The following is a 25,939-nucleotide window of genomic DNA, read 5'->3' as shown; positions in this document are numbered from 1 at the left end:
GGCCGCTTTCGGGTGAACTACGCTCGGCATTCATGGAATTCGTCTACAACCTGGTGGTTGTCACGCATTTGCTCGGGATGGCCGCCGTCGTCGGTGGCTTCGCCGCCTCGCGTCCTGTCGTGTCGGAGCTGATGGTCTGGGGCGCGCGTGCGCAGCTGGTCACCGGTGTGATCCTGGCGGGCCTTGCCTCGGGCGTCGATTCGCTCGACAAGGACCCGGACACGACCAAGCTGGCGGTGAAGCTGGCGATCTCGGTGATCGTGGTCGCGCTCGCCGAGATGGGCAGGGCCGATGCCAAGCGCGGCAAGCAGATCGACTGGATGACCGATGTCGCGGGCGGACTCGCGATCGTCAACGTGCTCGTCGCCGCGCTCTGGACCTGATCCTCCCAGCCCGGCAGGCCGGCCCCGCGGATCAGCCCGCCGCGCGGGCCCGGCGCGCCAGTTCGACCGTCGCCGACCGCAATTCGGAGATCTCCGACAGGGGTGCGGCATAGCCGACCCTGGTGCGAGCCACCCCGCGCGGGGTCTCGACCCGCAGTTCCAGCCCGTAGCGGTCGGCGCGTTCGCAGGAGGCCGCGGTCGCGTCGGGGAATCCGCCGAGTTGGTTGGCCATCGCCAGCAGCGCGTCGGCGTGGTCGGCGTTGAGGTGTGCGATGCCCGGCGCGGCCTGCGGCACGATCGGGTCCGGCTGCGCGTCCAGGTACTCCTGCGCCGAGGCCGAATCCATCCGCCCGTATCCGCCGACCCAGCGCACCCGCTGGACCCGCAGGATCCACAGCGTGAAATCGCTGTAGTCGATGTAGTACTTCGCGGCGGGGATGGCGGCCAGGTGCGCGGAGCGCGCGGCCTCGGCCTCGGCGCCCACCGGCTGCTCCACCACGCCCGCCAGGGTGATCCGGGTGCCCGCCAGCGGATCGGCCGGGATATCGGGCGTCACGATGGCGATGCTGGCGCGCGGATCGGCGGCCAGATTGCGGCCGTGCTCGGCCAGTCGCGAGACGCTCAGCACGGGCGCGCCGTCGAGCAGTCCGTACGTGATGAACGACGCCCACGGTGCACCGTCGGCCGTCAGGCTGGCCAGGGTGCCCGTATTCGTAGCCGCCGCAATCGTTCTGGCCTCCTCGGCCGCCGAGGGGCGGGCCTCGTTGGCCAGGGGAGCGGTCGGCAGCGGGATGGAGGGTGCGTCGCCGGGGTCGCCGTGGTCGAGAGTCATGGCCACAGCGTATCCACCCGGACTGCCTTGCGTGGGGTGCTCGACAGCCAGCTGTGCAATGCCGCGTAGACCACGTCGTGATTGAGCAGGCTGAAATGGTTCGCCTCGGGCACATGCAGGCTGTCGACGCCGTCGAAGCCGATCCGGCGGGCCCAGCCGCGACCCGAGCCGCTGCCGCTCAGCACCAGGCCGTCGCCCACGATCAGGCCGAGCGGATGCTTCGGGCTGCGGGTGAACGTCGCGGTGACGAAGTAGTGCTCGGCGCCGGCGATCAACGGCACCTCACGCACCGCTCGCGCCCGCAGGGCGTCGACGTCGAGATCGCGCCAGTCCTCGTCGACCAGGGAACCGTGGCGCAGGTCCCGGATGCCCGCGCTGCGCCTGCGTAGCAGTTTGCCCAGCGGACGGGTCTCGGGTAGCAGGTCGAACGCGGCCGCGGCGTAGTGGGCGAGCTGCTCCAGGGGAGCGCCGAGGTGTGGAGAGCCGAGGCACACCACCTGCCGGACCGCGCGCACCCACGCTTCGCCCGCCTCGTCGGCCTGATGGCACGCGCTGCGCGCGACCAGCCCGCCCATCGAATGGCCGATCAGGCAGATCTCGTGCACCGGCAGCGGCCAGGCCGCGACGAGCCGCGCCAGCAGGGCGCTGAGCTCAGCCGCGTTCTCGGAGATGTGCAGGCCCGAGTTGTACCGCACGAAAACCGGGGTGTAGCCGAGTTCGGTTTCCAGCCGTTCGCCGTAGGTGGGGCGCCCGCCGAGGCGCCACGCGTGCTCGGTCTCCACCAGTCCGTGCAGGTGCACGACCAGCCGGGTCGTCGGCACGGCGAAATGCGCGGCCAGCAGCTCGGGCGGTACCGGCGCGCCGTCGACGCGAAAGGTCATGGGGGAGGCCAGGATCGGTTCCTCGTCCGCGAGCGCGTCGCCGATCAGTCCCTGCACCGCGGCCAGGATGCCCGCGCCCCACACGGTGCGCGACGGTGCGGTGACACCGGGAACCTGGACCGCGCTCGCGACCTCGCCCACCACGAACCCGGTCCCGCCGACCACCGCGTACACGCCGTCGGTGATCGCGTCGTGCACGAGCTTCACCGGATCGGCGGCCGGGCCGACGCCCACCCGCACGGCCGCGAACACCCGATCGGAGATGGCGCGGTGGATGGCCGCTATCCCGTCGACCGCGCCGACGAACTCGTCGCCTGCCAGCCGCGTGAGCGCCTGTACTTCGGCCTGGGATTGGGGGAGCTGCTGGGTCACAGGGTTGAGAGTACAACTGTGCACTGAAAGGTGCTGGGCTTGGGGCGGCTTCGGGAAGATGCAGGGGTTCTCCCGCTCGTTTTCGTTATCGATCACAATCAACATGCCGATACTGCGATATGCGCATCTAACCATGTAAGTGTGCTCTGTCGAACTGCGGAAAGAAGACAAGGACGGCGGGGGAGGGCCCGCCGTCCTCACGAGCGATCGCCGATCACGGCCGATGCATGATCGCGTACCAGAGCGCACCCATCGTGCCGAGCACGAAAAGCGGAGAGATGACCCAGGTTTCGACCCGGTTCCCGGTCCGCTCGATCAACGGCACCCTGGTGCGCAGTGGGAACGGCCACAGCAGCCGGCAACCCCGATCGGTGAGGCAGTCGCCGAGCAGGTGCGCCAGACACCCCAGCCCGACACAGATCGGCAGCCACGCCGGCCGGTCGACGATCCAGTGGTCGACGGCGAAGGTGCCCGCCGTCGCGAGCACGATGACCGTCCCGTAGGTCCGCACGCTCTTGCCCGGCGGACACAGATGCAGCGACCGCACCGCCAGCGCGAGCAGGAAGAACACCAGGCTCAGCGTGAACGGCCTGCCGAGGTAGTGCTCCCCGGCCCAGGTGGCGGCGACCGCGGCCACCACGAACAGCAGCGAGTGGGTGCCGTGGCGATGACCGCCCGAGACCCAGGAGATGAACCGGCACAGGTGATGTGACACCGGGCCGAGCACATGCGAGATGGTTCCGCTGGGGTGATCCGCGTCCGGCAACAAGGCGGCACCCGCGGTGAGCAGGGTGCCCATGATCAATTCGGCGATCCCGAATCGTGTTGTGTCGCTGTCGAACAGGGGGAACGCGGCGACCGTGAGCGGGAGCGCCGCGGCGGTACCCGCCCAGGCCAGCGCGCCACTGGTCGCATGTGAATGTCCTAGCACCCCGCAACGTTAGAGGAGCTCACTACTTCGGCGCATATGCCGAGGCAGGCCGGTACGCGGGCGGGAATGCACGGCGTGTCCGGATGGTTGGCGCAGGAGACCGCACCGCGAAAGGACGAGGATGAGTGCATTCAACGACCAGGTGATCGCCGAGTTCCGGGCCAACGGTGGCCGGGTCGGCGGCCTGTTCGAGGGCCGCGACAACATGGTGATCATCACCACCACCGGCGCGAAGTCCGGTCGCGCGATCACCAATCCGCTGGTATTCCTGCCCGATGGCGAGCGCATCGTGCTGATCGCCTCCAACGGCGGCGCCGACAAGCACCCCGCGTGGTACCACAACCTGGTCGCCAACCCGGAGCTGACCGTGGAGCTGCCGACCGAAACCTTCACGGGCAAGGCCGAGCTCGTCGCCGACCCGGAGCGCACGGCGCTGTTCGACCGGATGGTCGAGCTGATGCCGGGCTTCGCGGAATACCGGGACAAGACCAGCAGGGAGATCCCCGTCTTCGCGGTGTCCAAGGTGAGTTAGTCGGCGGCTCGAGCGGAATGGTTGCCGGGGCAGGCGATCTGCTGGTTCGATCGCCCGGTGACCGAAACCATCGACGCGCCCCGCATCGTCCACGCCTCCCGCGAGATCGCGGCGAGCGCCGCCGCGATCTTCGAACTGATCGCCGACCCTGCCCAGCAGCCACGCTGGGACGGCAACGACAATCTCGCGGAAGCGAGCGCGGGCCAACGGGTCCGCGCCACCGGTGACGTCTTCACCACCACCCTCACCAACGGCGCCGATCGCGACAACCACATCGTCGAGTTCGAGGAGGGCCGCCGCATCGCCTGGAACCCGTCCGAGCGGGACAAGACCCCGCCCGGCCACCTGTGGCGGTGGGAGCTGGAGCCGATCGACGACACCAACACCCGGGTCACCCACACCTACGACTGGACCCAGCTGCACGACGAACTGCGTCAGGTGCGGGCCAGGGCGACCACCTCGGACAAGCTGCGGGCGTCGGTCGATCGGCTCGCCGAACTCGCCGAGGCCGACGCCACCGCGTGATCCGGGCCGCGAACGAAACACCCCGTGACTCGCACTGAGCCACGGGGTGTTTCGCTTCTGACGGGTCAGCCCAGATCGAACCGGTCCAGGTTGCTCACCTTGGTCCACGCGGCGACGAAGTCGTGCACGAACTTCTCCTTCGCGTCGTCGGTCGCGTAGGCCTCGGCCACGGCGCGCAGCTGCGAGTTCGAGCCGAACACCAGGTCGGCGCGGCTGCCGGTCCAGGTGACCGCACCGGTCGCGCGATCCTTGGCCTCGTAGGTGTCGTCGTCGGCGGCCGACGGCACCCACTCGATGCCCATGTCGAGCAGGTTGACGAAGTAGTCGTTCGTCAACGCGCCCGGCGTCGCGGTGAACACGCCGAGCGGCGAGGACTGGTAGTTCGCACCGAGCACGCGCAGACCACCGACCAGGACGGTCATCTCCGGTGCGCTCAGCGTCAGCAGGTTCGCCTTGTCGACGAGCAGGTACTCGGCGGGGATCCCGGCGTCCTTGGCGAGGTAGTTGCGGAACCCGTCGGCCTTGGGCTCGAGCGCCGAGAACGACTCGACGTCGGTCTGCTCCTGGCTGGCATCGCCGCGGCCCGGCGCGAACGGCACGCTCACGTCGTACCCGGCCGCCTTGGCCGCCTGCTCGACGCCGACCGCGCCACCGAGGACGACCAGATCCGCGAACGACACCTGGGCGCCGCCGTCGGCGTTGAACGTCGACTGGATGCCCTCGAGCGTCCGGACGACCTGCGCGAGCTCGTCGGGCTGGTTGACCTCCCAGCCCGCCTGCGGCTGCAGCCGGATCCGGCCGCCGTTGGCGCCGCCGCGCTTGTCGCTGCCACGGAACGACGAGGCCGCCGCCCACGCCGTCGACACCAGCTGCACGACGCTCAGGCCGGAGGCCTGGATCTGGCTCTTCAGCGTCGCGATCTCGGTGTCACCGATCAGCGGGCCGGTGTGCGCGGGCACCGGGTCCTGCCACAGCAGTTCCTCGGACGGCACCAGCGGGCCGAGGTAGCGCGCGACCGGACCCATGTCGCGGTGGGTGAGCTTGTACCAGGCGCGCGCGAACGCGTCGGTGAGCTCCTCCGGGTGCTCGAGCCAGCGCCGGGTGATCCGCTCGTAGATCGGGTCCATCCGCAGCGACAGGTCGGTGGTCAGCATGACCGGGGTGCGCTTCTTCGCCGGATCGAACGGGTCGGGCACGGTGTTCGCGCCCGCGCCGTCCTTCGGGATGTACTGGTGCGCGCCCGCCGGGCTCGCCGACAGCTCCCACTCGTACCCGTACAGGGTTTCCAGGAAGTTGTTGTCCCAGGTGATCGGGGTGCTGTTCCAGATGCCTTCCAGGCCGCTGGTGATCGCGTCGGCGCCGACGCCGGTGCCGAAGCCGCTCTTCCAGCCCAGGCCCTGCTGCTCGAGCGGGGCCGCCTCGGGCTCGGGACCGACGAGGTCGGCCGGACCGGCGCCGTGGGTCTTGCCGAAGGTGTGCCCGCCGACGATCAGCGCGGCGGTCTCCTCGTCGTTCATCGCCATCCGCGCGAAGGTCTCCCGGATGTCGATCGCGGCCTCGAGCGGATCCGGATTGCCGTTGGGGCCTTCCGGATTCACGTAGATCAGGCCCATCTGGACAGCGGCGAGCGGACGCTCGAGGTTGCGCTCACCGGAGTAGCGCTCGTCGCCGAGCCAGGTGCGCTCCGGACCCCAGTAGACGTCTTCTTCCGGCTCCCACGCGTCGACGCGGCCGCCACCGAAACCGAATGTCGGGAAGCCCATCGACTCGAGCGCGACATTGCCCGAGTACACGATGAGGTCGGCCCAGGACAGCTTCTTGCCGTACTTCTTCTTCACCGGCCACAGCAGGCGGCGGGCCTTGTCCAGGCTGGCATTGTCGGGCCAGCTGTTCAGCGGCGCGAACCGCTGCAGGCCCGCGCCGGCACCGCCGCGGCCGTCGCCGACGCGGTAGGTGCCCGCCGAGTGCCAGGCCATCCGGATGAACAGCGGTCCGTAGTGGCCGAAGTCGGCGGGCCACCAGGGCTGCGAGGTCGTCATGACCTGCTCGATGTCCTGCTTCACGGCGGCCAGGTCGAGGGTCGCGAATTCGGCCGCGTAGTCGTAGTCCTCGCCCATCGGGTTCGCCACCGGCGGGTTCTTCTGCAGGATCGTCAGGTTGAGCTGGTGCGGCCACCAGTCCCGGTTGCTGCCACGGGCGTCGGCGGACGCGAACGGGCGACGATCGGCGACGGGGCAACCATTTTCACCGGGTTCCGTGTTGGCTTCCGCGATAGGTGGATGTTCCTCGGGCACGGTGATTCCTTTCAGGAGAGTGATGGTGATGTCAGGCAGTCGGGGCAGCGGCCCCAGTAGATGACCTCGGCCTCGTCGACGACGAAACCGGTGTCATCGAGAGCGGTCAGACAGGGCGCATCGCCGACTGCGCAGTCGACATCGACAATCACGCCGCAGGATCGGCACACCAGGTGATGATGGTTGTCCCCGACCCGGGTCTCGTACCGGGCGACCGTGCCCATCGGCTGGATCCGCCGGAGCAGGCCGGCGGTGGTGAGCACACGCAGCACGTCGTAGACGGCTTGATGACTCACCGCGCCGAGGGTGTCTCGCACCCGGCTCAGGATGGTGTCGGTATCAGCATGCGGATGCTGGTGCACGGCGGTCAGCACCGCCAGGCGCGGCGAGGTGACGCGCAGCGAGGCCGCGCGGAGCATCCGCTCGAAGTCCGACGTGGTGGACACAGTCCAAATTATTACTCGTTCCAGATGGCAGCGGAAGCATTTCCGGGCAAGTCGGCCACAGCCGGATCGGCGCGGGAATCTGGAACCACAGAAGAATGACCGGGACCGCCCCCCGGTCGACCACTGCTCAGGTGGTCACCGGGGTGCGGGTGGCACGGGCGATGAGGTACTCGACGAGGTGGGTCAGCACCGCCTTCGCCGAGGGCCGGTCACGGGCGTCGCACAGCATGACCGGGGTGTTCGGATCGAGGTCGAGCGCGTCGCGGACCTCGTCGATCGTGTAGCGCGGCGCGCCCTCGAAGCAGTTCACCGCGATCAGGAACGGCAGCCCGCGCCGTTCGAAGAAGTCGACGGCCGCAAAGGAATTGCTCAGGCGCCGGGTGTCGGCGAGCACGATCGCGCCCAGCGCGCCGCGGCACAGCTCGTCCCAGAGGAACCAGAACCGGTCCTGGCCGGGGGTACCGAACAGATACAGCACGAGATCGCGGTCGATGGTGATGCGGCCGAAGTCCAGCGCGACCGTGGTCGTCGACTTCTGCTCCACCCCCGACAGGTCGTCGACGCCGGTGCTGACCTCGGTGATCAGCTCCTCGGTGCGCAGCGGCGCGATCTCGCTGATCGAGGAGACCATGGTGGTCTTGCCGACGCCGAAGCCGCCGGCGATGAGGATCTTCACCGAGGCGGCCAGGTGCTGCCCGTCCGGTGCTGTGGGGTCAAAGTTTTCGGATGCCATCCAGAACCGCTCGCAATATGTTGAGGTCTCCGGTGCCGGCCTCGGCCGCTACCGGAGCCCGGAAGATGAGGTGACCCTCGGCGATGAGATCACCGACGAGGATCTTGGTCACCGCCAGAGGAAGTTTCAGCACGGCCGAGACCTCGGCCACCGACTGCGGACGCTTGCACAACCGTGCGATCGTCGCGTACTCGGGTTCCGGTCGTCGCAAGGTGGGAGCGGGATGTACTGCCACCACCACCGTGAGCATGTCCAGGTCGTGCGCCGCACCCATGGTGCGGCCGCGGGTCACCGCGTACGGCCGGACGAGAGGTCCGGCCGCGTCGTCGAACCACGGATCGCCGAGTCGAGTCATGTGAGGCTTCCTATAGCTCCGCCAGTCCGTGCCGCGGCTCGGTCGACAGATAGCTGCCGACCCGCTGCACGGTGAGATTCATTTCGTAGGCGACCATGCCGAGATTCGCCGACTCGTTCGCTTGCAGGGCCAGGCAGGCGTTGTCGCCCGCGGAGGTGACGAACAGAACGGCGCGATCGAGCTCGATCACCGCTTGCCGCACGCCACCGCCGTCGAAGCGGCTGCCCGCGCTGCGCGCGAGACCGTAGAGGGTCGACGACATGGCGGCGAAGTGCTCGGCGTCCTCACGCTTCATCTGCGAGGACCGTCCGAGCAGCAGCCCGTCGGTGGACAGCACGACCGCGTAGCGGACCCCCGCCAGCCGGTCGACGAGATCGTCGAGCAGCCAGTTGAGATCACCTGGGTGGGGAGAGTTCACCTCAGCCTTCCTGTTCGTCCTGGTTCGATGTGGTCAGGGGCTTGCGCCCCTGCCTGGTGCCGTTCTCGATCGCGGACATGAGATCGCGCGCCTGTTCGGCCGTCCGTGGCCGCTCCGGCGCGCGGGGCGCTTCCTCGGCGGCGGGTTCTTCGGTGAGCTCGGGCGCCAGGTTCGTCTGCCGCTGGCGCCGCGGCAGGGCCGGACGCTCCTCGGAGCCGTTGGTCTGCGCGGCGGGCAGTTCGGGAGCGGGCGCCACCGGGCGCGGCGGGGTGGGCGGATCGGCGACGAGCGTGGCCACCGAGGTGGGCGCCGGTGCCGATTCGATCGCGGCGACCGGGGCGGGCTCGGGCGTCGGGGCCGGCAGCCCGCGCCGCAGCGGACCGGTCGTCACCGGCGGCATCATCGCGGTGTCGGAGTCACCGGCCAGCAGCGACAACGGGATGAGCACGATGGCGCGGATGCCGCCGTAGTCGGATTCGCTGAGCCGCACCGATACACCGTGCGCGGTGGACAGCCGGGCGACGACGAACAGGCCGAGTCGCGAGTCCGCGGACAGCGTGCCGACACCGAAGTCCGGCGGATCGGCCAGCATGGTGTTGTATTTGGCCAGGTCCTCGGGGCTCATGCCCATGCCCTGGTCGGTGATCTCGACGACCACGCCCTTGCCGACGATGTTGCCGCTCGCCTCCACCCGCGACTGCGGCGGGGAGAACGCCGTGGCGTTGTCGACGAGCTCGGCGAGCAGGTGCACGAGGTCGGCAACGACGGTGCCGACGACCTCCACCTCGGGCAGCTTGGTGACACGCACCCTGGCGTAGTCGAGCGTCTCGCCGATGGCGCTGCGCACGAGGTCCATCACCGGAACCGGCTTGCGCCACTGGCGACCTGGCCGCCCGCCGCCCAGGATGATCAGGTTCTCGGCATTGCGGCGTTCGCGGGTGGCGAGGTGGTCGAGCCGGAACAGGGTCTCCAGCAGCGCCGGGTCCTCCTGGCTGCGCTCGGCCTCGTCGAGGATCTCGAGCTGGCGGTGGACCACGATCTGGCTGCGGTGGGCGATATTGAGGAACACCGCGCGCACACCCTCCCGGGTGCGGGCCTCGTCGACGGCCGCGCGGATCGCGGCGGAGGCGGCGTGCTCGAAGGCCTTGGCGACCTGACCGATCTCGTCGCGGCCGAAGTCCAGCGTGGGGGCGGTGTCGGCGGCCTCGACGTCGCCACCGTCACGCAGGGTGCGCATGGTGGCGGGCAGCTGCTCGTCGGCGAGCTTCAGTGTCTCGGTGCGCAGGCGGCGCAGGCGGCGGATGATCCGGTTGGCCAGGATCACCGCGACCAGGAACACCAGCAGACTGAGCGCGAGCACACCGCCACCTGCCAGGGCCGCGTTGACCTCGGCCCGGTGCGCGGTGTCCTCGGCCAGCTTCTGCACGTGCCGGTTGTGCGCGCCGTACGCGTCCAGCAGGGCCCGGTTGACTTCGGCAGCCGCGCTCTGCCATTCGGGCATGCTCATCGGCAGTGCCGGGGCGGCACTCTGCCTGCTCGAGGTCCCGCTGCTCGGCGTCGCGGGCGTCGCGAAGCGCTGCATGATCGCCGCTTCCATCGCGGTGAGCTGCTGCCAATGCGCCGAGGCCATCAGCGCGGTGATCGCGGTGCGCCGGCTGTCGTCGAGCTCGGCCGCGATATTGGCGACCTCGACGTGATAAAAGCCGCTGAGGCGGATGAACTCGTCGACCGGGATGGACGTCGGGCCATCTGCCGTGACCATCTGCATGGCCAACGCGGTGCTGCGGGACATCCCCTCGGCGGCGTTGAGCATTCGAAAGCCCTCGGCGACGCCGGAGGCGACAATGGCGTCGGGGGCGGCGCGCTCGGCGACCTTGGTGCCCTCGGTGAAGACATCGAGCAAGCGGTTGTAGAACACGAACGCGTCCGAGGCGGGCAGCACTCCCGCGTCGGCGCCACCCCGGACTCCGGCCAGATGCGTTCCGAGGGTGGCGAATCCGCCCTTGTCGTCACCGATGTTGGAATCGTCGACCTCGCGGATGCCTGCCGAGATCTCGATCAGACCGCGGAAGGCGGCGTCGAGCCGGGCACGGGCCGGTCCGAGGGCGAGCTGGGCGTTCTCGTCGCCTGCCAGATGCGCCAGGGTGAGCTGGCGTTCGGACTGGACCGCTTCGATCAGCTCGCGGGTGTAGGGGACCGCCGCCTGCATCTCCGAAGCCCAGGTCTTGGCTTTGTTGCTCTCCTCGACCAGGTAGCCCGCCGTACCCACGCCGACCACCACCAGGGTGAGACTGGGAATGAGAGCGATCGCCAGAATCCGGGTACGAACACCGAGTCTCGCTAAGAACATCGCCATAACGTAACGGAATCGTTGCAGTCTTGCCCTGTGGGTCTCGCTGAGCGAGACGCGATTTGGTTTGTGCCCGAACGCATTTGCTATGCGCGCCGCCGACACGGAAAACGGCGAGCTCGCCCCGCCGGCTGAGCCGCGATGGCCCAGTCGGCGGGGGCTCGCCATGGCCTGGCAGTGCCGGGAAGGTCCAGCCAGGTCAGGTCGGTGCGCCGCTACAGCGTGCGGTCGGCGCCGGTTCGCGGGGGCGGTGCGGCCGCCAGCGCGGCGTTCTCCGCCGCGGTCAACTGCCTGGCGCGCAACACGAATCGCATGCCCTGGCCCGCTTCCAGCGATTCCGCGCTGGCCTGGCCGCGCACCGCGTCGACGGTGAGGTGGGTGTCTTTCCAGCATTCGAACTGCTCGGGGCTGATCCAGAACTCGGTGTGCCAGCTGAGCCTGCCGAGCAGGACGTCGGCCTTCTCGATCGGGAACTGCTTGGCGGACAGGCACACCGGCGCGATATCGGGGTCGCAGCCCTCGCCCGTCTGGCGGAACAGCACCGGGCCGTGGTCCTCGATCAGCCTGCGCAACAGCGTCTGTGCTCGTTCGGTGATCTCCACACGGTGGATGCGGTTCTGCATCAGAACATCCCGAGTTTCGTCGTCGAATAGCTGACCAGCACGTTCTTGGTCTGCTGGTAGTGCCCGAGCGTCATGGCGTGGTTCTCCCTGCCGAATCCCGACTTCTTGTAGCCGCCGAACGCGGCGTGCGCGGGGTAGGCGTGGTAGCAGTTGGTCCACACCCGGCCGGCCTTGAGGCCGCGGCCGAGTCGATGGGCGGTAGTGATATCGCGGGTCCACACGCCGGCGCCGAGGCCGTAGAGGGTGTCGTTGGCGATGCGGATCGCCTCGTCGGTGGTGTCGAAACGGGTCACCGCGACGACGGGGCCGAAGATCTCCTCCTGGAAGATCCGCATCGTGTTATCACCCTCGAAGACGGTGGGTTCGATGTAGTACCCACCCGGCAGGCCGTCGACCTTGCGTGCTTCCCCTCCAGTCAGCACGCGGGCGCCTTCGGCTCTGCCGATGTCCAGGTAGGACAGGATCTTCTCGTACTGGTCGTTGCCTGCCTGCGCGCCGATCATCGTCTCGGTGTCGAGTGGATGACCGGACACGACGGCCTCGGTGCGGGCGATGCAGCGGGCGAGGAACTCGTCGTAGATCGACGAGTGGATCAGCGCCCGCGACGGACACGTGCACACCTCTCCCTGGTTCAGGGCGAACATCACGAAGCCCTCGATCGCCTTGTCGAGGTAGTCGTCGTCGGCGGCCAGCACATCGGGCAGGAAGATGTTGGGGCTCTTGCCGCCCAGTTCCAGCGTCACCGGGATGATGTTCTCGCCGGCGTACTGCATGATCAGCCTGCCGGTGGTGGTCTCGCCGGTGAAGGCGATCTTGGCCACCCGCGGACTCTGCGCCAGCGGTTTGCCCGCTTCGACACCGAAACCGTTGACCACGTTGAGGACTCCGGGCGGTAGTAGATCCGCGATCAGCTCCACCACCAGCAGCAGCGAGGCCGGCGTCTGTTCGGCGGGTTTGATCACCACGCAGTTGCCCGCGGCCAGCGCGGGAGCCAGTTTCCAGGCCGCCATCAGGATCGGGAAGTTCCACGGGATGATCTGCCCGACGACGCCGAGCGGCTCGTGGAAGTGATAGGCGACGGTATCGGGATCGATCTGCGAGATCCCGCCCTCCTGGGCCCGCAGGACGCCGGCGAAGTAGCGGAAGTGGTCGACCGCCAGCGGCAGGTCGGCGGCCAGCGTCTCGCGGACGGGCTTGCCGTTGTCCCAGGTCTCGGCGACCGCCAGCGGTTCGATGCTGTTCTCGATCCGGTCGGCGATCTTGTTCAGGATGTCGGCCCGCTCGGCGACCGGGGTCGCGGCCCAGCGGTCGGTGACCCGGTGCGCGGCCTCGAGTGCCATGTCGATATCGGCGGCGGTGGATCTGGCCACCGCGCAGAAGATCTCGCCGTCGACGGGGGAGGTGTTGTCGAAGTAGCGGCCTTCGATGGGGGCGGCCCAGTCACCTCCGATGAAGTTGTCGTACCGGGCGGCATAGCTGACTATGCCGGTATCCGATCCGGGTTTGCCGTAGATCATGCGCCTCGCTCCTCGCGACCCGTGCGTGGTGGAACACACTATGGTCGGCGAAGGTTGGTACGAGGTTGGTGAGCGCGTGTGCGCAGGTCAGCCCCGGCGCGCGGTGTAGAGACGGGCGGTGACGACGGCCCGGCGGACGTCCTCGCGTGGCAGCAGGCGCAGGGCGTGCTCGTGCACGGCGACATCGCCGGGGCAGCGCTGGCCGAACGCGACCGCGTGTTCGGCGCGGTCGCTGCCGAGCACCGCGTTGCGGATGCCGACATCGAGGTGGGCCCGCCACTGTTCGACGCCGGGCAGGTCCGAACCGGGCAGCAGCGGACCGCGATACAGCCACAGTGCCGAGGTGAGATCGCCGCCCTCGATGGCCGCGAGCAGGTCCACCGCATCGCAGGACACGGGTCCGGTGAGCATGTAGCGCCGGTTGGCGATCTCGCCGCGGGTGGCCCGGCGCAGATGCGAGACATCGGCTTTGAGCGTGTTCAGCGACACCGCCCGGTCACCGTAGACCGCGGCATGCAGCTGTTCGGGCGTATAGCCCTCGGGTTCCAGCGCCAGCAGGGCCAGGATCTCGAGCTGCCTCGGTGGCAGCGGAACCGGCCTGCCGTCGCGCAGCAGCCGTGCGGCGCCGAGGCATTCGAGCCGGACGCCCGGTGCTGGGGTCGGCGCTTCGGCGCGCAGCATCGTCTCCACCGCGGTCACCAGCGCGCGCACGGAGGTCATCACCATCGGATGCGACCGTTCCCAGCTCGAGGACAGGTCGAGGACGCCGACCTGCCTGCCGTCGGGGCCGTGGATGGGCGCGGAATAGCAGACCCAGCCGTGCAGGGCGGCGACCAGATGTTCGGCGGAGAACACGGTGACGGCCTTGTCGTCGTGCAACGCGAGCGACAATCCGTTGGTGCCCATATGGCTTTCGTCCCAGACGCCGCCCGGCGCGAAGTTCACCTGTTCGCCCTGGCGGCGCAGGGTGCGATCGCCCGCGGTCCACAAGATGGTGCCCGATTCGTCACTGACGACAGCGAGATAGCCGGAGTCCTCGGCGATTCCGCGCAGCTGACCCGCGAGTTCGGTGACCGGCCTGCGCAGCGGCGACTCCGACCAGCGGTCGCTGATGTCGTCGAAACCGGGGGCGACGGTCTGGGCTGGGTCCACCGTGTTCAGCGAGCGCTGCCACGACTTGGCCACCTCCTCGCGCACCGGGCCGGTGTCGCGTGGCAACTGCAGGGGGCGCGACGGCGCCGCGAGCCGGTTCCACTGCTGTTCGAGCGCGCCACGATAGTCCGCGAGCCGGTCCGGCCTGGGCGATCCGGCGATCGGGTCGTGTGCGCCCACGTTCACTCCCTGCTCGTCGGTGGCGCTTTCCTGTCTATCAGCTGCGCCACCGGTCTGTGCGCCGATTGCCGCAGGACGGCCAGGTCACCGGCGCATGCCCTGTCGTGGCGGCTTGACGCCGCCGCCGGCTACTTGTTCAGGAACAGGCCGGCGATGTCGGCGTTCTTGATCGGGGTGTCGATATTGCGCTGGCCCGCGCACAGCAGGTCGACCTGCACGATCATCGAGTCGACCAGGGTGCCCGCCGGTTCGTTGTCGGTGCCGTTGCGCTCCTTGATCGCCTTGGTGATGGTGATCCGCTTGGTGTCGGCCTCCTGGTTGACGTACTCGCGGCACGGAGTGTCGCCACCCTGGTTGAGCACCCGCTCGACCTCGGCGCAGCCGCTCGCCAGGACCGCCAGGACCGCGACGCCGACGGCGAGCGCGCCGGTTCGGGTGGTGGCGTGCATGATTCCTCCTGGAGTGTTCGCCGAGCGCGGTTGCGCGTCGAGTGGCCTACAGACTAGGCGGTACGGCTCAGGTGCGGTGGATCCGCAGCGGAACGAGCTGTTCGGCGGCGGTCAGTGAGCCGTGGTGGCCGACCATCATCGACTGCAACGGCTCGGCTCCGGTGCGCACAACGCCACCGTCACCGCACGCGATGACGACTAGATCGCCGATGCGGGCCGCGGCGTCGGCGGTGACCCGCGGCCCGAACCAGCCTGCCTCGATCGCCTCGGCGCGGGTCTTGACCAGGAAGTCGCCCCCGAGCGACCCGATCCAGGTGTCTTCGACGGTGGCGCTCGCGCCCTCGGCGGTATAGACGTGGCGGGCGCGCGGTTCGCCCCCGAGCGTCACCACACCCTCCGACAGGTACGGGTGGGTGTCGAAGTCGATCCGGTCGACGAGCTCGACCATGCCGTGGTCGGCGGTGACGATCAGCGCCGTGCGTTCGGGCAGTCGCGCGGCGAGTTCGGCGGCGATCCGGTCGGCGTTGGCGAGTTCGAACCGCCAGGCCCGCGAGGCGGGGCCGCGAGCGTGACCGGTGGTGTCGAGATCCGCGTGATAGGTGTAGACCAGGGTTTTCGGCGCCGAGGTGATCGCCTGCAGCACACCGTCGACGAGATCGCCGACCGAGAAGGTCGGCCGGAAACCGCCGCCGCGCCAGCCCGCCTTGGTCAGGCCGGAGCCGTCCTGGTAGCCGGGCGCGACCTGGATCGCGGCGATCCCGGCCGCGGTGGCGCGCTGGAAGACGGTGGGCTGCGGCTGGATTCGGTCGGGCGGGAACGCGGTCAGCGCGTCGACCTTCGGGCCGTCGCCGATGAGGGTCCAGCGCAGCGTATTGAACAGCCGTTCCTCGTCGGGCAGGCGCAGCAGGTAGCCGACGACGCCGTGCTCGCCAGGCGGCAGGCCGGTCCCGAGGGTGGTGAGGCTGGTGGCGGTGGTGCTCGGGAACCCCGCGGTCATCGTCCCCGGCGGCAGGCTCGACAGGAACGGCGCGGCATCGGCATTGGCGGCCAGTGCCTGCGCGCCCAGTCCGTCGATGAGCAGCACGCACACCCGATCGACATCGAGACCGAGGGCGAGCCGGTCGGTTTCGCCGTCGACGCCGAGACAGGCGAGCACGGAGGGAAGCAGATCGGCGAGGGAGCCCTGGCCGTACCGCGGGGTCAGCAAGTGATTGTCGTTCACGCCTGTCCGGTTTCGAATCGGCTGATCAGCCCGTCGCGCACGACGAACCGCCAGGTGGTGCGCATCGAGCCCCAACGGCTGTTGGTGTAGTCGGCGGTCAGTTCCAGGCCGTCCGCGTCGACCGACTCGACCTCCAGACGCCCGTTGCTGCTGAAGATCTCGGCTTCGGTCCACTGCGCGAGATTGCGTTCCACGCCGTCGTCGGACATGGTCGCGTCCTCGGTCAGCACGCCGTAGAAGCGGCCGGTGTCCTGGGCGTTGAGCGCGTCGACGAACACTTCGACCACGGGATCGAGTTTCGCGGTGGCAGACATCGGGTCTCCTGCTCGAGGTGGGCACACGAGGGAAATGTGGTGCTACCCACTGTAGGTGAGCGCGTGGGGCCGGCAGGGGGAATAGGCGACGGCGCGTCAGGCGCCGGGGCGGGGCGGGGCGATGAGGTCGGTGAACGCGCGCATGATCGCGTCGACCAGCTCGGGCGCCTGCGTGCCGAGCTGTTCGCTGCGCTTCTCTAGTTGTCCGTCCAGCCACAGCGAGGCCAGGCCGTGCGCCAGCCCCCACCAGGCGACCGCGAGGGTTTCGGCGCGGTCCGCGGGCAGCACGCCGGCCGCGACCGCCTCGATGACGGTGTCGTCGAGGATCTGGAACGCGGCGTCGGCGGCGGTGTGCGCGTCGGGGTGCTTGTCGGGCTCGGACAGCTCGGGCCGGAACATCAGCCGGAACTGCGCCGGATGCTCGCGGGAGAACCGCACGTAGGCATCGGCGAGATCGGTCAGCGCGCCCAGTGGTGTGGTCGCCGCGGCCGTGGCCGCGGCGAGGTCGGCGGCGAGCTGCTGGAAACCGTCGACCGACAGCGCCGACAACAGCGCGGCGCGGTCCGCGAAGTGGTGATAGGGCGCGCCGCTGCTGACCCCGGCCTCGCGGGCGACGCGGCGCAGGCTCACGGCCGCGAGGCCTTCGCTCTCGATCAGGCGCAGGCAGGCGTCCATCAACGTCGCCCGCAGGTCGCCGTGGTGGTATCTGGTGCGCTTCACCCTCCGAGCGTATGCGAGCACCCGGCGAGAATCCGCACTGGACAGAAAATCTATGCAGTGTTTAGATTAACTGAGCACCGCTCAGATGTGCGGTCTCCACCGTAGGACGAAGGGTTGACACCATGACCACACGGGTACTCGTCACCGGCGCGACAGGTTTCGTGGCCGGCCACTGCATCGCCGAACTGCTGGAGCACGGCTACGCCGTCCGTGGCACCGTGCGCGACCTCGACGCACATGCCAAGCGCGCCCACCTGACCGAGCTCGCCCGCCGCACCGGCGGTGAGCTCGAGTTCGTCGCCGCCACGCTCGACGACGACACCGGCTGGGTCGAGGCGGTGACGGGTTGCGACGCGGTGCTGCACGTCGCCTCGCCGTTCCCGTCCGCGCCGCCGGACGACGAGCAGGCCCTGATCGGCCCCGCCGTCGACGGCACCCTGCGGGTGCTGCGCGCCGCCGCGGCGGCCAGGGTGCGGCGCGTCGTGCTCACCTCGTCGGTGGCCGCGGTCGCCTACGGCCACGACGTGGACGAGGTGCGCACCGAGGCCGACTGGTCGGTCGTCGACCGTATCCCGGCGTATCAGAAGAGCAAGACCCTTGCCGAGCGCGCCGCCTGGGAGTTCGTCGAATCACTCGGCGGCGACATGGAACTCGTCGCGGTGAATCCGGGAATGGTGCTCGGTCCGTTGCTCGACGCGACGACCAGCACCTCGCACGAGCCGATCCGCCGTCTGCTCAACCGCGATGTGCCGGGGTCGGTGCGTACCGGATGGACGCCGGTCGACGTCCGTGACCTGGCCGTCGCGCATCGGCTGGCGATGGAAGTGCCTGCGGCGGTGGGCAATCGGTACATCTGCGCGGCCGATCCGCTGTGGATGGGCGACCTCGCCCGGCTGCTGGCACGTGACTACGACCCGCAGGGCTTCCGGGTGCCGACCCGGGTACTGCCGAACTGGCTGGTCCGCCTGGTCGCGGTGTTCGACAAGGGCGTCCGGCTGACGGTGCCGGTCCTGGGCCGCACCGAATACGTCAGCGCCGAGAAGGCGCGGCGGGAACTGGGCTGGACGATGCGCCCGATCGAGGACACGATCCGCGACACCGCCGACAGCCTGATCGCCTTCGGCCTGGTCAGCGCGCCCGATGGCCGCCGGACCACGCACGCCGCCGCCGTGTGAGCGTCACCGCCATTCCTGGCGTTGCAGGTCCTGGATCACCGGGCGCATGAGGGTCGACACCTCGGGATCGACCGCGCGGCGATCCGGCGGGAACACGGTGGCCGCGGTGAGGGTGTGATCGTCGAGGGAACGCAGTGGGCCGGGGGAGCGCAGCGCCGGTGCCGGGCTCTGCCCGGTCGCGGCGAGGATGAAACCCCAGTCGCCGAAGCTCGGAACGTCCACGTGGTACGGCGTCGTGCGCAGCCCGGCCGACCGGAGGGTGGCGTCGATGGTCCAGAAGGAGCGCGGCGCGAAGAACGGTGACCCGGACTGCACCACCATGCGGGCGCCGGGCGCCAGCACATTCGCGGTCATCGCGTAGAACTCCCGCGAGTACAGCTTGGCGACCGAGGTCTGGTCCGGGTCGGGCAGGTCGACGATCACCGCGTCGAAAAGCCCTGGCGCGCCGCGCAACCAGGTGAACGCGTCGGCGGTGACGACCCGCACGCGCGGGTCGTCGAAGGAGCGCTGGTTGAGCGTGGTCAGGCGTTCGTCGGTACGGGCGAGCTCGATCATCGCCGGGTCGAGTTCGACCAGCGTCACCTGGACGACGTCCGGGTAGCGCAGGATCTCGCGCAGCGCCAGGCCGTCGCCGCCGCCGAGGACCAGCACCGAACGACGCGCGCCCGCGAGCACCGGATGCACCAGCGCCTCGTGATAGCGATATTCGTCGACCGAGGAGAACTGCAGCCCACCGTTGAGATAGAGGCGGGTATCGGTGGTGCCGAACGGGGAGAACGATTCGGTGAGCACGATCTGCTGGTACGGCGTGCGTGTCTGCCAGACGATCGGATGCGCGAACAGCGCCTGCTGCGCGGTCGCCTCGAACCGGTCGGCGTAGAGGTAGGTCCCGGTGAGCCCGCAGGCCACGACCACGGTGGCGGCGACCAGAACGTGCCGGGCCGCGCGCGTCATCTGGGCGCGAAAGAAGAAGAACGCCAACGCCAGTCCGGCGACGGCATTGACCACGCCGACAACGAGACTGCCGCGGATCTGCCCGAACACCGGCAGCAACAGGAACGGGAACGCCAGCCCGCCCAACAGCGCACCGACGTAGTCGGCGGCGAACAGATCGGCGACCGCGCCACTGGCCTCCTGCTTGCGGACCTGCTGGAGCAACTCCATCAGCAGCGGGATCTCGGCCCCGATCAGCATCCCGATCACGGCCGCGGCCAGCACCAGCATGCCGGTATAGACGTTGAGCCAGGCATAGCTGGCGTAGAGCGCCGCCACCGACAGCCCGCCGATCACGGCCAGCGCCAGCTCGACCGCGACGAACGCGGCGGCCGCGTGGCGGCGCAACGGTTTCGCGGCGAGCGCGCCGACACCCATCGCGCACACCATCACGCTCAGCGTGATCGAGGCCTGTGCCGCGGTGTCACCGATCAGGTAGCTGCCGAGGGTGACCAGCGACAGCTCGTACACCAGACCGCAGGCGGCGCAAATGAACACGGTCGCCAGCAGCGCCGCCCTGGCCAGGCGGTGCACGGGCATCAGGTGAGGCCCGCGGCCACCACCAGCGCGACCGCGACGTGCGCCGACGCCGTGACCCACACCGCGGGATGCGGTTCCGGATCGGCGACGACGGCCCGGAAATCACCGGGGGTGAGCGCGTCGAGCAGCACGAACGCCAGCGCCATCGCCGCGAGGCCGATCACGCCGTAGATCGCGCTGGCCAGCAGCGCCTGCGCGATCTTGCCCTCGGAGGTCCAGATGGCGGTGGCCACGATGATGCCGACGCCGAACAGGTTCGAGGCGAGCAGGATCGCGGCATTGCGGTTGCGTTCCAGCCAGATCTGGGCGCGCAGGTCGCCGGGCGTGAGCAGGTCGACGATGCCGAAACCGACAGCCATCAACACGATTCCCACCGCGGAATAGGCGAGCGCGGCGCCCGCGTCCGCCGCCAGGTCGGCGAGCATGAGGTCCTCCTGTGCTGTGTGAGGCGAGCCGCCTCGATGAACTACTTGCCGCCGTTGTCGCTGCCGCCGCCGCGGAAATCCCCCGCCGCGGAGCCGCTGTTCCAGCCGTAGGTGCTGGTGTGCGAATGGTGGCGGCGGGTGCCGTTGGCGAGACTGTCGACCAGCACGAGCGATCCGCCCGCGTGCGGTGACACCGCGACGAGATCGTTGTCGAAGCGCAGGTAGTGGTTGTCGCCGGTGTTGCGGCGGTCGCGCGGGTCGGTGGCCTTGGCGATCGCGGCGGCGACGGCGGCCGGTGCGGCGGCCGCGGTGAACGCGAGCCCGTCGTTGACCTGGTCGAGCTGGCGGGCACGCTGGTAGCGCTCGGCCACGAATTCGCGCGGATCTTTGTCGCGGGTCACCGCGACTACCACGATCACGGCGACGATGGCAACGACCACGGCGACGATGCCAGCCACGATCCATCTGGTGCGATTCATCGTCACCGCGGCGCCCCGGAACCGGTGCGCCGCACGACTGTCGGCGATGCGCTGATGAGAAACCCTCCCCGTGAAAAACTGGCCGGACTGTATCACCCGGTGCGCCCGCGGCGAAAACCGTTCCGCCCGCGGCGCGGTGGCTACGCCTCGGCGGGCAACCAGTCGCTGGCCGGATCGTAGTCGAGCCACCGCCGTTCGCCCGCTGTCCGGACCAAGGCAGTGAGCAGGGCTTCGAGCTGCGGCGGTTCAGGGCGGGAGCGCCAGATCAGCGACCACGCGTAGAGCGGCGTCGGATCGACCAGTGGGATCGCGCGGACGCCGGGGATCTCCGGTGCAGGCACGTCCGCGGGCAGCAGCACGAAGCCGCGCGGGTCGGCCGCCAGCACGGAAAGCATCGGCGCCAGGCCGAGATTCGGGGTGACGCGATGCTCTGCGATACCGAATCGGTCCGCGAAACGGGCCAGGAAATCGAGGCGGTCCAGCGTGGCAGGGGTGTGCAGGACGCTGCCGCGCAATCGGTCGGGGCGCAGTTCGGTCGCCGTGGCCAGCGGATGGTCGGCGCTGACGAGCACGTCGACCGGTTCCAGGCGGATCAGGCGATGGGTGAGGCCCGCGGGCAGGGGCGGGTGGACCCGGCCGAATCCGGCGTCGATGTCACCGTGGGTGAGGGCGGCGGCGACGGCGGGCAGATCGCGCCCGTGGCCGGGTTCCAGCGGCGGCGCGCCCGGCGCGGTCGCGATCCCGGCGAGGGTGCGCAGCGGCGCGTAGAGATGTCCCCAGACATCGACGCGCAAGGGACGCTGCTCCGCCTGTAGCGCGGCGACGGCACGGTCGTTCGCTTCGAGGATTTCCTGTGCGCCCGGCAGGAAGCGGACACCGTCGCCGGTGAGCCGCACCCCGTGATGGTCGCGGTCGAGGAGCCGGACGCCGAGGGTCGATTCCAGCCGCGCCACCCGTTTGGACAGCGCTTGCTGGCTGAGCCCCAGGGCCGCGGCGGCATGGCCGAAATGCCGTTCCTCGGCGACGAACACGAAGGCACGCACGGTCGCCAGATCCAGATCCACGGTCGTCGACTGTAGCCGTACCCAGCGGCGACAACCGATCGTTGTCGGGATGACCGCCGGGTTGTTGGCCGATCGGGCCCGCGCGGCGGTTACCTCGGGGCATGCAGCGTTTGATTCCGACCGGCGATCCGGAGCGACCGGTCGCGTTCACCGAGGCGGCCGAACCGGTGCCGCGCTCCGACGAGGCGCTGGTGCGCGTCGAAGCCTTCGCCCCGAACCGCGGCGAGACGTTCCTGCTGGAGAATCCGCACCCGGATCTGTTGCCCGGCAAGGACGTCGCCGGGCTGGTCGTGCAGGCCGCGGCCGACGGGTCGGGTCCGCGGATAGGGTCACGGGTGGTCGGTCATCCGCCGCTGGGTGGCTGGGCCGATTACGTCGCGGTGCCGACCGATGCGCTCGCCGTGCTGCCCGACGCGCTCGACGCGGTGAGGGCGGCGGCCCTGCCGCTGGCCGGGATCACGGCCGTGCGCCTGCTCCGCGCGGCGGGCGCCGTGCAGGGTGCGCGGATATTGCTGACCGGGGCGTCCGGCGGGGTGGGGCACTACGTCACCGAACTGGCCGCGGGTGCGGGAGCCGAGGTCACCGCGGTGACGGCGACGCCGGAACGCGGCAGCAGGCTGTCGGCACTCGGCGCCGCCCACGTGGTGCACGACATCGCGGACGCGCCAGGCCAGTTCGACCTCGTGCTCGAGTCGACCGGCGGTTCCGCGGTGGCGGCGTGCCTGGCCCGGCTCCGGCCCGGCGGCACCCTGATCTGGTTCGGGCAGGCCGCCCGCATCCCGGCGACGCTGAACTTCTTCGACTTCTTCGCCGGTCCCGAAAACGCGACGATCCGCCACTTCCACTACGCGGGTGGACCATACGGCGGCGATCTCGGCACCCTGGTGCGGTTGGTGGCCGAGGGCAGGTTGCATCCGGAAATCGGGCTGGTCGCCGACTGGTCCGAGACGGCGCGTGCGCTCGTCGACCTGCGGGAACGCCGGGTGCGCGGCAAAGCCGTGCTGACCACGAGCTCCACCCGATGAGCGCCGAATTGGTCGAGGCGCTGTTCAGCCGGGCCACCGGTGCCGGTATCGATCCGCACGACTACCGGAGGACCTGCGCCGAGATCGCCACGCCCGCCGACTGGGCACCGGCGTGTGCGGCGGCCGCGGCCAGGTACCGGACAGCACCGGGTTCGGCGATCACCCGCGGCCACCATCTCCTGATGGCGGCCAGCTGGTCGCACCTGGCGACACTCGTTCCCGACGAGAACCACGTGGCCCATGCCGAAGCGGCGGACTCCGCTGCCGAACAAGGCTTTTCCCTGCTGGAACCGACAGCGCGACGGATCACCGGTCCCGATTTCACCGGCATCCTTCGCGGGCCCGCCGATGCGGCGGGCACGGTGATCGTGGTGCCCGGCCTCGACTCGAGCAAGGACGAATTCCACGTCCTCGCCGACGCGCTCCTCGCGCGGGGCATCGCGGTCTTCGCCATGGACGGTCCCGGGCAAGGCGCCCGCATCGGAGAATCGACCCTCACCAGTGACTATCCCGCGGTCATCGGCGCGGCGATCGACGCTCTCGGTGTCGCACGGGTCGGCGTCGTCGGGCTGAGTCTCGGCGGCTACTACACCGCGGCAGCCGCGGCGCGGGACCCGCGCATCATCGTGGCCGCCACGGTGAGCGGGCCCTACCGACTGGACTGGTCGACCCTGCCCGACCCGGTGCGTGACCTGATGACCCGTCGCGCCGGATCACTCTCGGCCGCCGCATCGTTCGCCGCCACCGTGGACCTCACCGAACGCGCACCGATGCTGCGCTGCCCGCTCCTGGTTGTCGACGGCGGAGACGACCACATCCCCGGCGTCGCCGACGGCGCGGCACTGGCCGACCACGCCCCGAACGGGCGCTATCTGCGCGTCCCCGGCGGCGATCACCTCGTCGGCAACAACCAGCAGGCCTGGCTCCCCGCCGTCGCCGACCATCTCACCGGAGGACTCGCATGAACCGCTACACCGACAGGATCGCCCTCGTCACCGGTGGCACCAGCGGCATGGGCCTGGCCACCGCCCGCCGGCTGATCGAGGAAGGCGCGCAGGTCGTCGTCACCGGCCGCACCGAAGACCGGGTGCGCGTCGCTGCGGCCGAATTGGGCCCGCAGGCAACCGGTATCGCCGCCGACACCGCGGACCTCACCGCCCTGGATGCGCTGACCGAGGCGATCGCCACCCGCTTCGGTCGCCTCGATCTGGTCTTCGCCAATGCGGGCACCGGCACCTTCGCACCGTTCCCCGACATCACCGAGGACACCTTCGACCACGCCGTCACCGTCAACTTCAAAGGCGTCTTCTTCACCGTCCAGAAGACCCTGCCGCTGCTCACGGCGGGCGCGTCCGTCGTCCTCAACGCCTCCTGGACCTTGCACCGCGCCGACAGCGCCCTGACCCTCTACGCGGCGACGAAAGCCGCCGTGCACAACCTGGCCCGCACCCTGGCCACCGAACTCGGCCCGCGCGGAATCAGGGTGAACTCGATCAGCCCCGGCTACATCGACACCCCGATGTCCGCGGGCGCGATGAGCGAAGACTTCGCGGCGATGGCGGCGGGCCGGGTGGTGGCCGGCCGTTTCGGCGCGGCCGACGAGATAGCCGCTCTTGTCGCTTTCCTCGGATCCGCCGACGCGTCCTATGTGAACGGGCAGGACATCATCGTCGACGGCGGTTTGGTGGCGGCCTACCCGAGCTGACGCGGGCGGCGCCACAGCAGGGTGTACCGCCACAGGAGACGGCGGCGGATCTGCGCGCCGGGCAGCAATTCGCCGGCCACCGAACGGATCTCGGACAGAGTTTCCCGCGGGTCGCGCACGGCGGCACCGGGTCCGCCGAGTTCGCGACGCCGCCACCAGTCCAGGCCCCGGATGGCGGGCAGCAACGGCAGATAGTGGAAGTCGGTGAGGGGATGCATCTTCCACAGACCGACCACCGCGAGGGTGCCGCCGGGTGCGACCAGGTGGCGTAGCGCCGCGATGCCGTCGCGGATCGGGACGTGGTGCAGGGTCGCGACCGCGGTGACCATGTCGAAGGTGTCGTCGAGCTCACGGAAGTCGGCCTGCTCGAGATGCACATTGTGCGCAGGCGGTGCGGTGGCGATCACCTTGTCGTCGATGTCGACGCCGAGGACGGTGTCACAGCGGGTGGCGAGCTTGCGGGCGAGCAGTCCGTCGCCGCAACCGATGTCGAGTGCGGTGCGGGCCTCGGCCGGGACCTGCTCGAGAATCCAGGGGTGGTATTGCGTGTTGTGATTCCAGTAGGGGTCCGTCGACATGCCACGACAACGGGCGGGAGCGTGGCGAGGTTCCGGGCCGCGAACCTGGCCGCGCGCAGGTGGTTCCGGTCCTATCCGCGGCCCGCCGCGTAGCCGGCCAGCCAATCGGGGAACTGGGTGAGGTCGTCGAGGACGACATCGGCGCCGGCGGCCCGCAATCCGTCGGCGTCGTAGGGGCCCGTCGTCACACCTACCGCGAGTACCTCGGCGGCCTTGGCGCCGCGCATGTCCCCGGCGTGATCGCCGACGAAGACGTGGGCGGATTCGGCTCGCAGGACGTCGGCCTTGCCGGTGGACCACAGGTCACCGGCGAGACGGTCGATCGTCCAGCCGAGATGGTCGATGTGCAGTCGCGCGTTCGGCTCGAACTTGCCGGTGACCACCAGCGTGCGTCCGCCGCCCGCGCGCACCGTGTCGAGCGCGGCGGTCGCGCCGGGCAGCGCGGGGATGTGCGGGACGACATCGGGGTAGAGCGCGCGGAACCGGGTGACCAGGTGGGGGATCAGGTCGTCGGGGGCGCCCGCGTCGGCGAGCAGGGTGGCCAGCGGCGGCCCGAGGTGATCGGCGAAGTGGCTGCCCACCATCGGCAGATCGAACTCGCGCGCGAGGGTGTCGATCGCCAGGGCGACACCGGGACGCGAGTCGATGAGGGTCATGTCGAGATCGAAGCCGACGGTGAGGGTCACGAGACCGAGCGTATCGCCGACGCTGCCGACCCCCTGGTGA

29 protein-coding genes are annotated in these 25,939 nt (G+C 69.8%); 7 read left to right on the top strand and 22 right to left on the bottom strand.

Going from position 1 to position 25,939, the window contains the following annotated elements:
* The first annotated feature begins 32 nt into the window (after nt 1-32).
* On the top strand, nt 33-383 hold the full coding sequence (locus tag ACWF9G_RS22550) for a hypothetical protein (protein ID WP_379307284.1): 351 nt from the start codon (nt 33-35) through the stop codon (nt 381-383).
* Nucleotides 384-414: 31 nt separating this feature from the next.
* Here ACWF9G_RS22550 and ACWF9G_RS22545 read toward each other — a convergent pair whose 3' ends face one another.
* The 3 genes from ACWF9G_RS22545 to ACWF9G_RS22535 all read right to left on the bottom strand — a co-directional run bounded on the left by ACWF9G_RS22545 (nt 415) and on the right by ACWF9G_RS22535 (nt 3,399).
* Complete coding sequence (locus tag ACWF9G_RS22545) at nt 415-1,215, bottom strand: HugZ family pyridoxamine 5'-phosphate oxidase (protein ID WP_452517631.1); 801 nt, start codon at nt 1,213-1,215, stop codon at nt 415-417.
* Nucleotides 1,212-2,468, bottom strand: coding sequence for a lipase family alpha/beta hydrolase (locus ACWF9G_RS22540; RefSeq protein ID WP_452517629.1), 1,257 nt, complete (start codon nt 2,466-2,468; stop codon nt 1,212-1,214). Before ACWF9G_RS22540 ends, ACWF9G_RS22545 begins: the two co-directional genes overlap by 4 nt.
* A 214-nt stretch (nt 2,469-2,682) precedes the next feature.
* A complete protein-coding gene (locus ACWF9G_RS22535) occupies nt 2,683-3,399 on the bottom strand; it encodes a metal-dependent hydrolase (protein ID WP_452517626.1) in 717 nt (238 codons plus the stop codon).
* A 121-nt stretch (nt 3,400-3,520) separates the two neighbouring features.
* Here ACWF9G_RS22535 and ACWF9G_RS22530 point away from each other — a divergent pair, with 121 nt between their 5' ends.
* Both ACWF9G_RS22530 and ACWF9G_RS22525 read left to right on the top strand, forming a co-directional pair.
* Nucleotides 3,521-3,931, top strand: coding sequence for a nitroreductase family deazaflavin-dependent oxidoreductase (locus ACWF9G_RS22530; protein WP_452517624.1), 411 nt, complete (start codon nt 3,521-3,523; stop codon nt 3,929-3,931).
* Between the two features lie 57 nt (nt 3,932-3,988).
* Complete coding sequence (locus tag ACWF9G_RS22525) at nt 3,989-4,456, top strand: SRPBCC family protein (protein ID WP_452517623.1); 468 nt, start codon at nt 3,989-3,991, stop codon at nt 4,454-4,456.
* A 65-nt stretch (nt 4,457-4,521) separates the two neighbouring features.
* Here ACWF9G_RS22525 and katG read toward each other — a convergent pair whose 3' ends face one another.
* The 13 genes from katG to ACWF9G_RS22460 all read right to left on the bottom strand — a co-directional run bounded on the left by katG (nt 4,522) and on the right by ACWF9G_RS22460 (nt 17,229).
* Nucleotides 4,522-6,750 carry a catalase/peroxidase HPI gene (gene katG, locus ACWF9G_RS22520; RefSeq protein WP_452517621.1) on the bottom strand — a complete coding sequence of 743 codons (2,229 nt, stop codon included), beginning with the start codon at nt 6,748-6,750 and terminating at the stop codon, nt 4,522-4,524.
* A gap of 11 nt (nt 6,751-6,761) precedes the next feature.
* Nucleotides 6,762-7,196 carry a Fur family transcriptional regulator gene (locus tag ACWF9G_RS22515; protein WP_378854658.1) on the bottom strand — a complete coding sequence of 145 codons (435 nt, stop codon included), beginning with the start codon at nt 7,194-7,196 and terminating at the stop codon, nt 6,762-6,764.
* A gap of 127 nt (nt 7,197-7,323) precedes the next feature.
* Complete coding sequence (locus ACWF9G_RS22510) at nt 7,324-7,929, bottom strand: GTP-binding protein (protein ID WP_379307298.1); 606 nt, start codon at nt 7,927-7,929, stop codon at nt 7,324-7,326.
* A complete protein-coding gene (locus ACWF9G_RS22505) occupies nt 7,910-8,284 on the bottom strand; it encodes a DUF742 domain-containing protein (protein ID WP_379307300.1) in 375 nt (124 codons plus the stop codon). The genes ACWF9G_RS22510 and ACWF9G_RS22505 overlap by 20 nt, the downstream gene beginning before the upstream one ends.
* 10 nt (nt 8,285-8,294) lie before the next feature.
* On the bottom strand, nt 8,295-8,702 hold the full coding sequence (locus tag ACWF9G_RS22500) for a roadblock/LC7 domain-containing protein (protein WP_189022716.1): 408 nt from the start codon (nt 8,700-8,702) through the stop codon (nt 8,295-8,297).
* A gap of 1 nt (nt 8,703) precedes the next feature.
* Nucleotides 8,704-11,052 carry a nitrate- and nitrite sensing domain-containing protein gene (locus ACWF9G_RS22495; protein WP_452517618.1) on the bottom strand — a complete coding sequence of 783 codons (2,349 nt, stop codon included), beginning with the start codon at nt 11,050-11,052 and terminating at the stop codon, nt 8,704-8,706.
* A gap of 215 nt (nt 11,053-11,267) precedes the next feature.
* The gene (locus ACWF9G_RS22490) at nt 11,268-11,675 is read right to left on the bottom strand and encodes a DUF779 domain-containing protein (RefSeq protein WP_379307305.1); all 408 of its coding nucleotides are present in this window, start codon (nt 11,673-11,675) and stop codon (nt 11,268-11,270) included.
* On the bottom strand, nt 11,675-13,192 hold the full coding sequence (gene exaC / locus ACWF9G_RS22485; protein ID WP_452517614.1) for an acetaldehyde dehydrogenase ExaC: 1,518 nt from the start codon (nt 13,190-13,192) through the stop codon (nt 11,675-11,677). Before exaC ends, ACWF9G_RS22490 begins: the two co-directional genes overlap by 1 nt.
* A gap of 87 nt (nt 13,193-13,279) precedes the next feature.
* On the bottom strand, nt 13,280-14,524 hold the full coding sequence (locus ACWF9G_RS22480; protein WP_452517612.1) for a transcriptional regulator: 1,245 nt from the start codon (nt 14,522-14,524) through the stop codon (nt 13,280-13,282).
* 128 nt (nt 14,525-14,652) lie between these two features.
* The gene (locus tag ACWF9G_RS22475) at nt 14,653-14,973 is read right to left on the bottom strand and encodes a hypothetical protein (RefSeq protein WP_379307311.1); all 321 of its coding nucleotides are present in this window, start codon (nt 14,971-14,973) and stop codon (nt 14,653-14,655) included.
* A 67-nt stretch (nt 14,974-15,040) separates the two neighbouring features.
* Complete coding sequence (locus ACWF9G_RS22470) at nt 15,041-16,195, bottom strand: alkaline phosphatase family protein (RefSeq protein WP_452517610.1); 1,155 nt, start codon at nt 16,193-16,195, stop codon at nt 15,041-15,043.
* A complete protein-coding gene (locus ACWF9G_RS22465; RefSeq protein ID WP_379307314.1) occupies nt 16,192-16,509 on the bottom strand; it encodes a nuclear transport factor 2 family protein in 318 nt (105 codons plus the stop codon). Before ACWF9G_RS22465 ends, ACWF9G_RS22470 begins: the two co-directional genes overlap by 4 nt.
* A gap of 96 nt (nt 16,510-16,605) precedes the next feature.
* On the bottom strand, nt 16,606-17,229 hold the full coding sequence (locus tag ACWF9G_RS22460; protein WP_379307316.1) for a TetR/AcrR family transcriptional regulator: 624 nt from the start codon (nt 17,227-17,229) through the stop codon (nt 16,606-16,608).
* A gap of 122 nt (nt 17,230-17,351) precedes the next feature.
* Here ACWF9G_RS22460 and ACWF9G_RS22455 point away from each other — a divergent pair, with 122 nt between their 5' ends.
* Complete coding sequence (locus ACWF9G_RS22455) at nt 17,352-18,404, top strand: NAD-dependent epimerase/dehydratase family protein (RefSeq protein ID WP_452517607.1); 1,053 nt, start codon at nt 17,352-17,354, stop codon at nt 18,402-18,404.
* A 3-nt stretch (nt 18,405-18,407) separates the two neighbouring features.
* Here the strand turns inward: ACWF9G_RS22455 and ACWF9G_RS22450 are convergent, their stop codons facing one another.
* The 4 genes from ACWF9G_RS22450 to ACWF9G_RS22435 all read right to left on the bottom strand — a co-directional run bounded on the left by ACWF9G_RS22450 (nt 18,408) and on the right by ACWF9G_RS22435 (nt 21,905).
* The gene (locus ACWF9G_RS22450; protein ID WP_452517605.1) at nt 18,408-19,937 is read right to left on the bottom strand and encodes a polyamine aminopropyltransferase; all 1,530 of its coding nucleotides are present in this window, start codon (nt 19,935-19,937) and stop codon (nt 18,408-18,410) included.
* Complete coding sequence (locus ACWF9G_RS22445; protein WP_379307322.1) at nt 19,937-20,362, bottom strand: DUF350 domain-containing protein; 426 nt, start codon at nt 20,360-20,362, stop codon at nt 19,937-19,939. Before ACWF9G_RS22445 ends, ACWF9G_RS22450 begins: the two co-directional genes overlap by 1 nt.
* Nucleotides 20,363-20,403: 41 nt before the next feature.
* A complete protein-coding gene (locus tag ACWF9G_RS22440; protein WP_452517603.1) occupies nt 20,404-20,841 on the bottom strand; it encodes a DUF4247 domain-containing protein in 438 nt (145 codons plus the stop codon).
* A 140-nt stretch (nt 20,842-20,981) separates the two neighbouring features.
* Nucleotides 20,982-21,905, bottom strand: a complete 924-nt coding sequence (locus ACWF9G_RS22435) for a LysR family transcriptional regulator (RefSeq protein WP_452517601.1) — start codon at nt 21,903-21,905, stop codon at nt 20,982-20,984.
* A gap of 101 nt (nt 21,906-22,006) precedes the next feature.
* On the opposite strand from ACWF9G_RS22435, the gene ACWF9G_RS22430 reads away from it, so the two are divergent.
* Genes ACWF9G_RS22430 through ACWF9G_RS22420 form a run of 3 tightly spaced genes read left to right on the top strand, consistent with a single transcriptional unit; the run spans nt 22,007 to nt 24,635 of the window.
* Nucleotides 22,007-22,930, top strand: coding sequence for a zinc-binding dehydrogenase (locus ACWF9G_RS22430; RefSeq protein WP_452517600.1), 924 nt, complete (start codon nt 22,007-22,009; stop codon nt 22,928-22,930).
* Nucleotides 22,927-23,895, top strand: a complete 969-nt coding sequence (locus tag ACWF9G_RS22425; RefSeq protein WP_452517598.1) for an alpha/beta hydrolase family protein — start codon at nt 22,927-22,929, stop codon at nt 23,893-23,895. The genes ACWF9G_RS22430 and ACWF9G_RS22425 overlap by 4 nt, the downstream gene beginning before the upstream one ends.
* Nucleotides 23,892-24,635, top strand: a complete 744-nt coding sequence (locus tag ACWF9G_RS22420) for an SDR family oxidoreductase (RefSeq protein ID WP_452517596.1) — start codon at nt 23,892-23,894, stop codon at nt 24,633-24,635. Before ACWF9G_RS22425 ends, ACWF9G_RS22420 begins: the two co-directional genes overlap by 4 nt.
* Here ACWF9G_RS22420 and ACWF9G_RS22415 read toward each other — a convergent pair.
* Both ACWF9G_RS22415 and ACWF9G_RS22410 read right to left on the bottom strand, forming a co-directional pair.
* Entirely contained in the window at nt 24,623-25,213 is a 591-nt protein-coding gene (locus ACWF9G_RS22415; RefSeq protein ID WP_452517595.1) for a class I SAM-dependent methyltransferase, read from the bottom strand. The genes ACWF9G_RS22420 and ACWF9G_RS22415 overlap by 13 nt on opposite strands.
* Nucleotides 25,214-25,284: 71 nt before the next feature.
* Nucleotides 25,285-25,899: an HAD family hydrolase gene (locus tag ACWF9G_RS22410; RefSeq protein ID WP_379307336.1), complete on the bottom strand. Its 615-nt coding sequence runs from the start codon at nt 25,897-25,899 to the stop codon at nt 25,285-25,287.
* Nucleotides 25,900-25,939: the final 40 nt, after the last annotated feature.

Source organism: Nocardia sp. NPDC055029, from assembly GCF_053608525.1.
Note: the sequence above shows the minus strand (reverse complement) of the source record. Positions and strands in the feature narration are given on the sequence as shown.

Coding starts and splice junctions, on each gene's coding strand:
- ACWF9G_RS22550 (WP_379307284.1), top strand. CDS start 33: ATGGAATTCGTCTACAACCTGGTGGTTGTCACGCATTTGCTCGGGATG.
- ACWF9G_RS22545 (WP_452517631.1), bottom strand. CDS start 1,215: ATGACTCTCGACCACGGCGACCCCGGCGACGCACCCTCCATCCCGCTG.
- ACWF9G_RS22530 (WP_452517624.1), top strand. CDS start 3,521: ATGAGTGCATTCAACGACCAGGTGATCGCCGAGTTCCGGGCCAACGGT.
- ACWF9G_RS22510 (WP_379307298.1), bottom strand. CDS start 7,929: ATGGCATCCGAAAACTTTGACCCCACAGCACCGGACGGGCAGCACCTG.
- ACWF9G_RS22505 (WP_379307300.1), bottom strand. CDS start 8,284: ATGACTCGACTCGGCGATCCGTGGTTCGACGACGCGGCCGGACCTCTC.
- ACWF9G_RS22495 (WP_452517618.1), bottom strand. CDS start 11,052: ATGTTCTTAGCGAGACTCGGTGTTCGTACCCGGATTCTGGCGATCGCT.
- ACWF9G_RS22490 (WP_379307305.1), bottom strand. CDS start 11,675: ATGCAGAACCGCATCCACCGTGTGGAGATCACCGAACGAGCACAGACG.
- exaC (WP_452517614.1), bottom strand. CDS start 13,192: ATGATCTACGGCAAACCCGGATCGGATACCGGCATAGTCAGCTATGCC.
- ACWF9G_RS22475 (WP_379307311.1), bottom strand. CDS start 14,973: ATGCACGCCACCACCCGAACCGGCGCGCTCGCCGTCGGCGTCGCGGTC.
- ACWF9G_RS22465 (WP_379307314.1), bottom strand. CDS start 16,509: ATGTCTGCCACCGCGAAACTCGATCCCGTGGTCGAAGTGTTCGTCGAC.
- ACWF9G_RS22455 (WP_452517607.1), top strand. CDS start 17,352: ATGACCACACGGGTACTCGTCACCGGCGCGACAGGTTTCGTGGCCGGC.
- ACWF9G_RS22450 (WP_452517605.1), bottom strand. CDS start 19,937: ATGCCCGTGCACCGCCTGGCCAGGGCGGCGCTGCTGGCGACCGTGTTC.
- ACWF9G_RS22445 (WP_379307322.1), bottom strand. CDS start 20,362: ATGCTCGCCGACCTGGCGGCGGACGCGGGCGCCGCGCTCGCCTATTCC.
- ACWF9G_RS22440 (WP_452517603.1), bottom strand. CDS start 20,841: ATGAATCGCACCAGATGGATCGTGGCTGGCATCGTCGCCGTGGTCGTT.
- ACWF9G_RS22430 (WP_452517600.1), top strand. CDS start 22,007: ATGCAGCGTTTGATTCCGACCGGCGATCCGGAGCGACCGGTCGCGTTC.
- ACWF9G_RS22425 (WP_452517598.1), top strand. CDS start 22,927: ATGAGCGCCGAATTGGTCGAGGCGCTGTTCAGCCGGGCCACCGGTGCC.
- ACWF9G_RS22420 (WP_452517596.1), top strand. CDS start 23,892: ATGAACCGCTACACCGACAGGATCGCCCTCGTCACCGGTGGCACCAGC.
- ACWF9G_RS22415 (WP_452517595.1), bottom strand. CDS start 25,213: ATGTCGACGGACCCCTACTGGAATCACAACACGCAATACCACCCCTGG.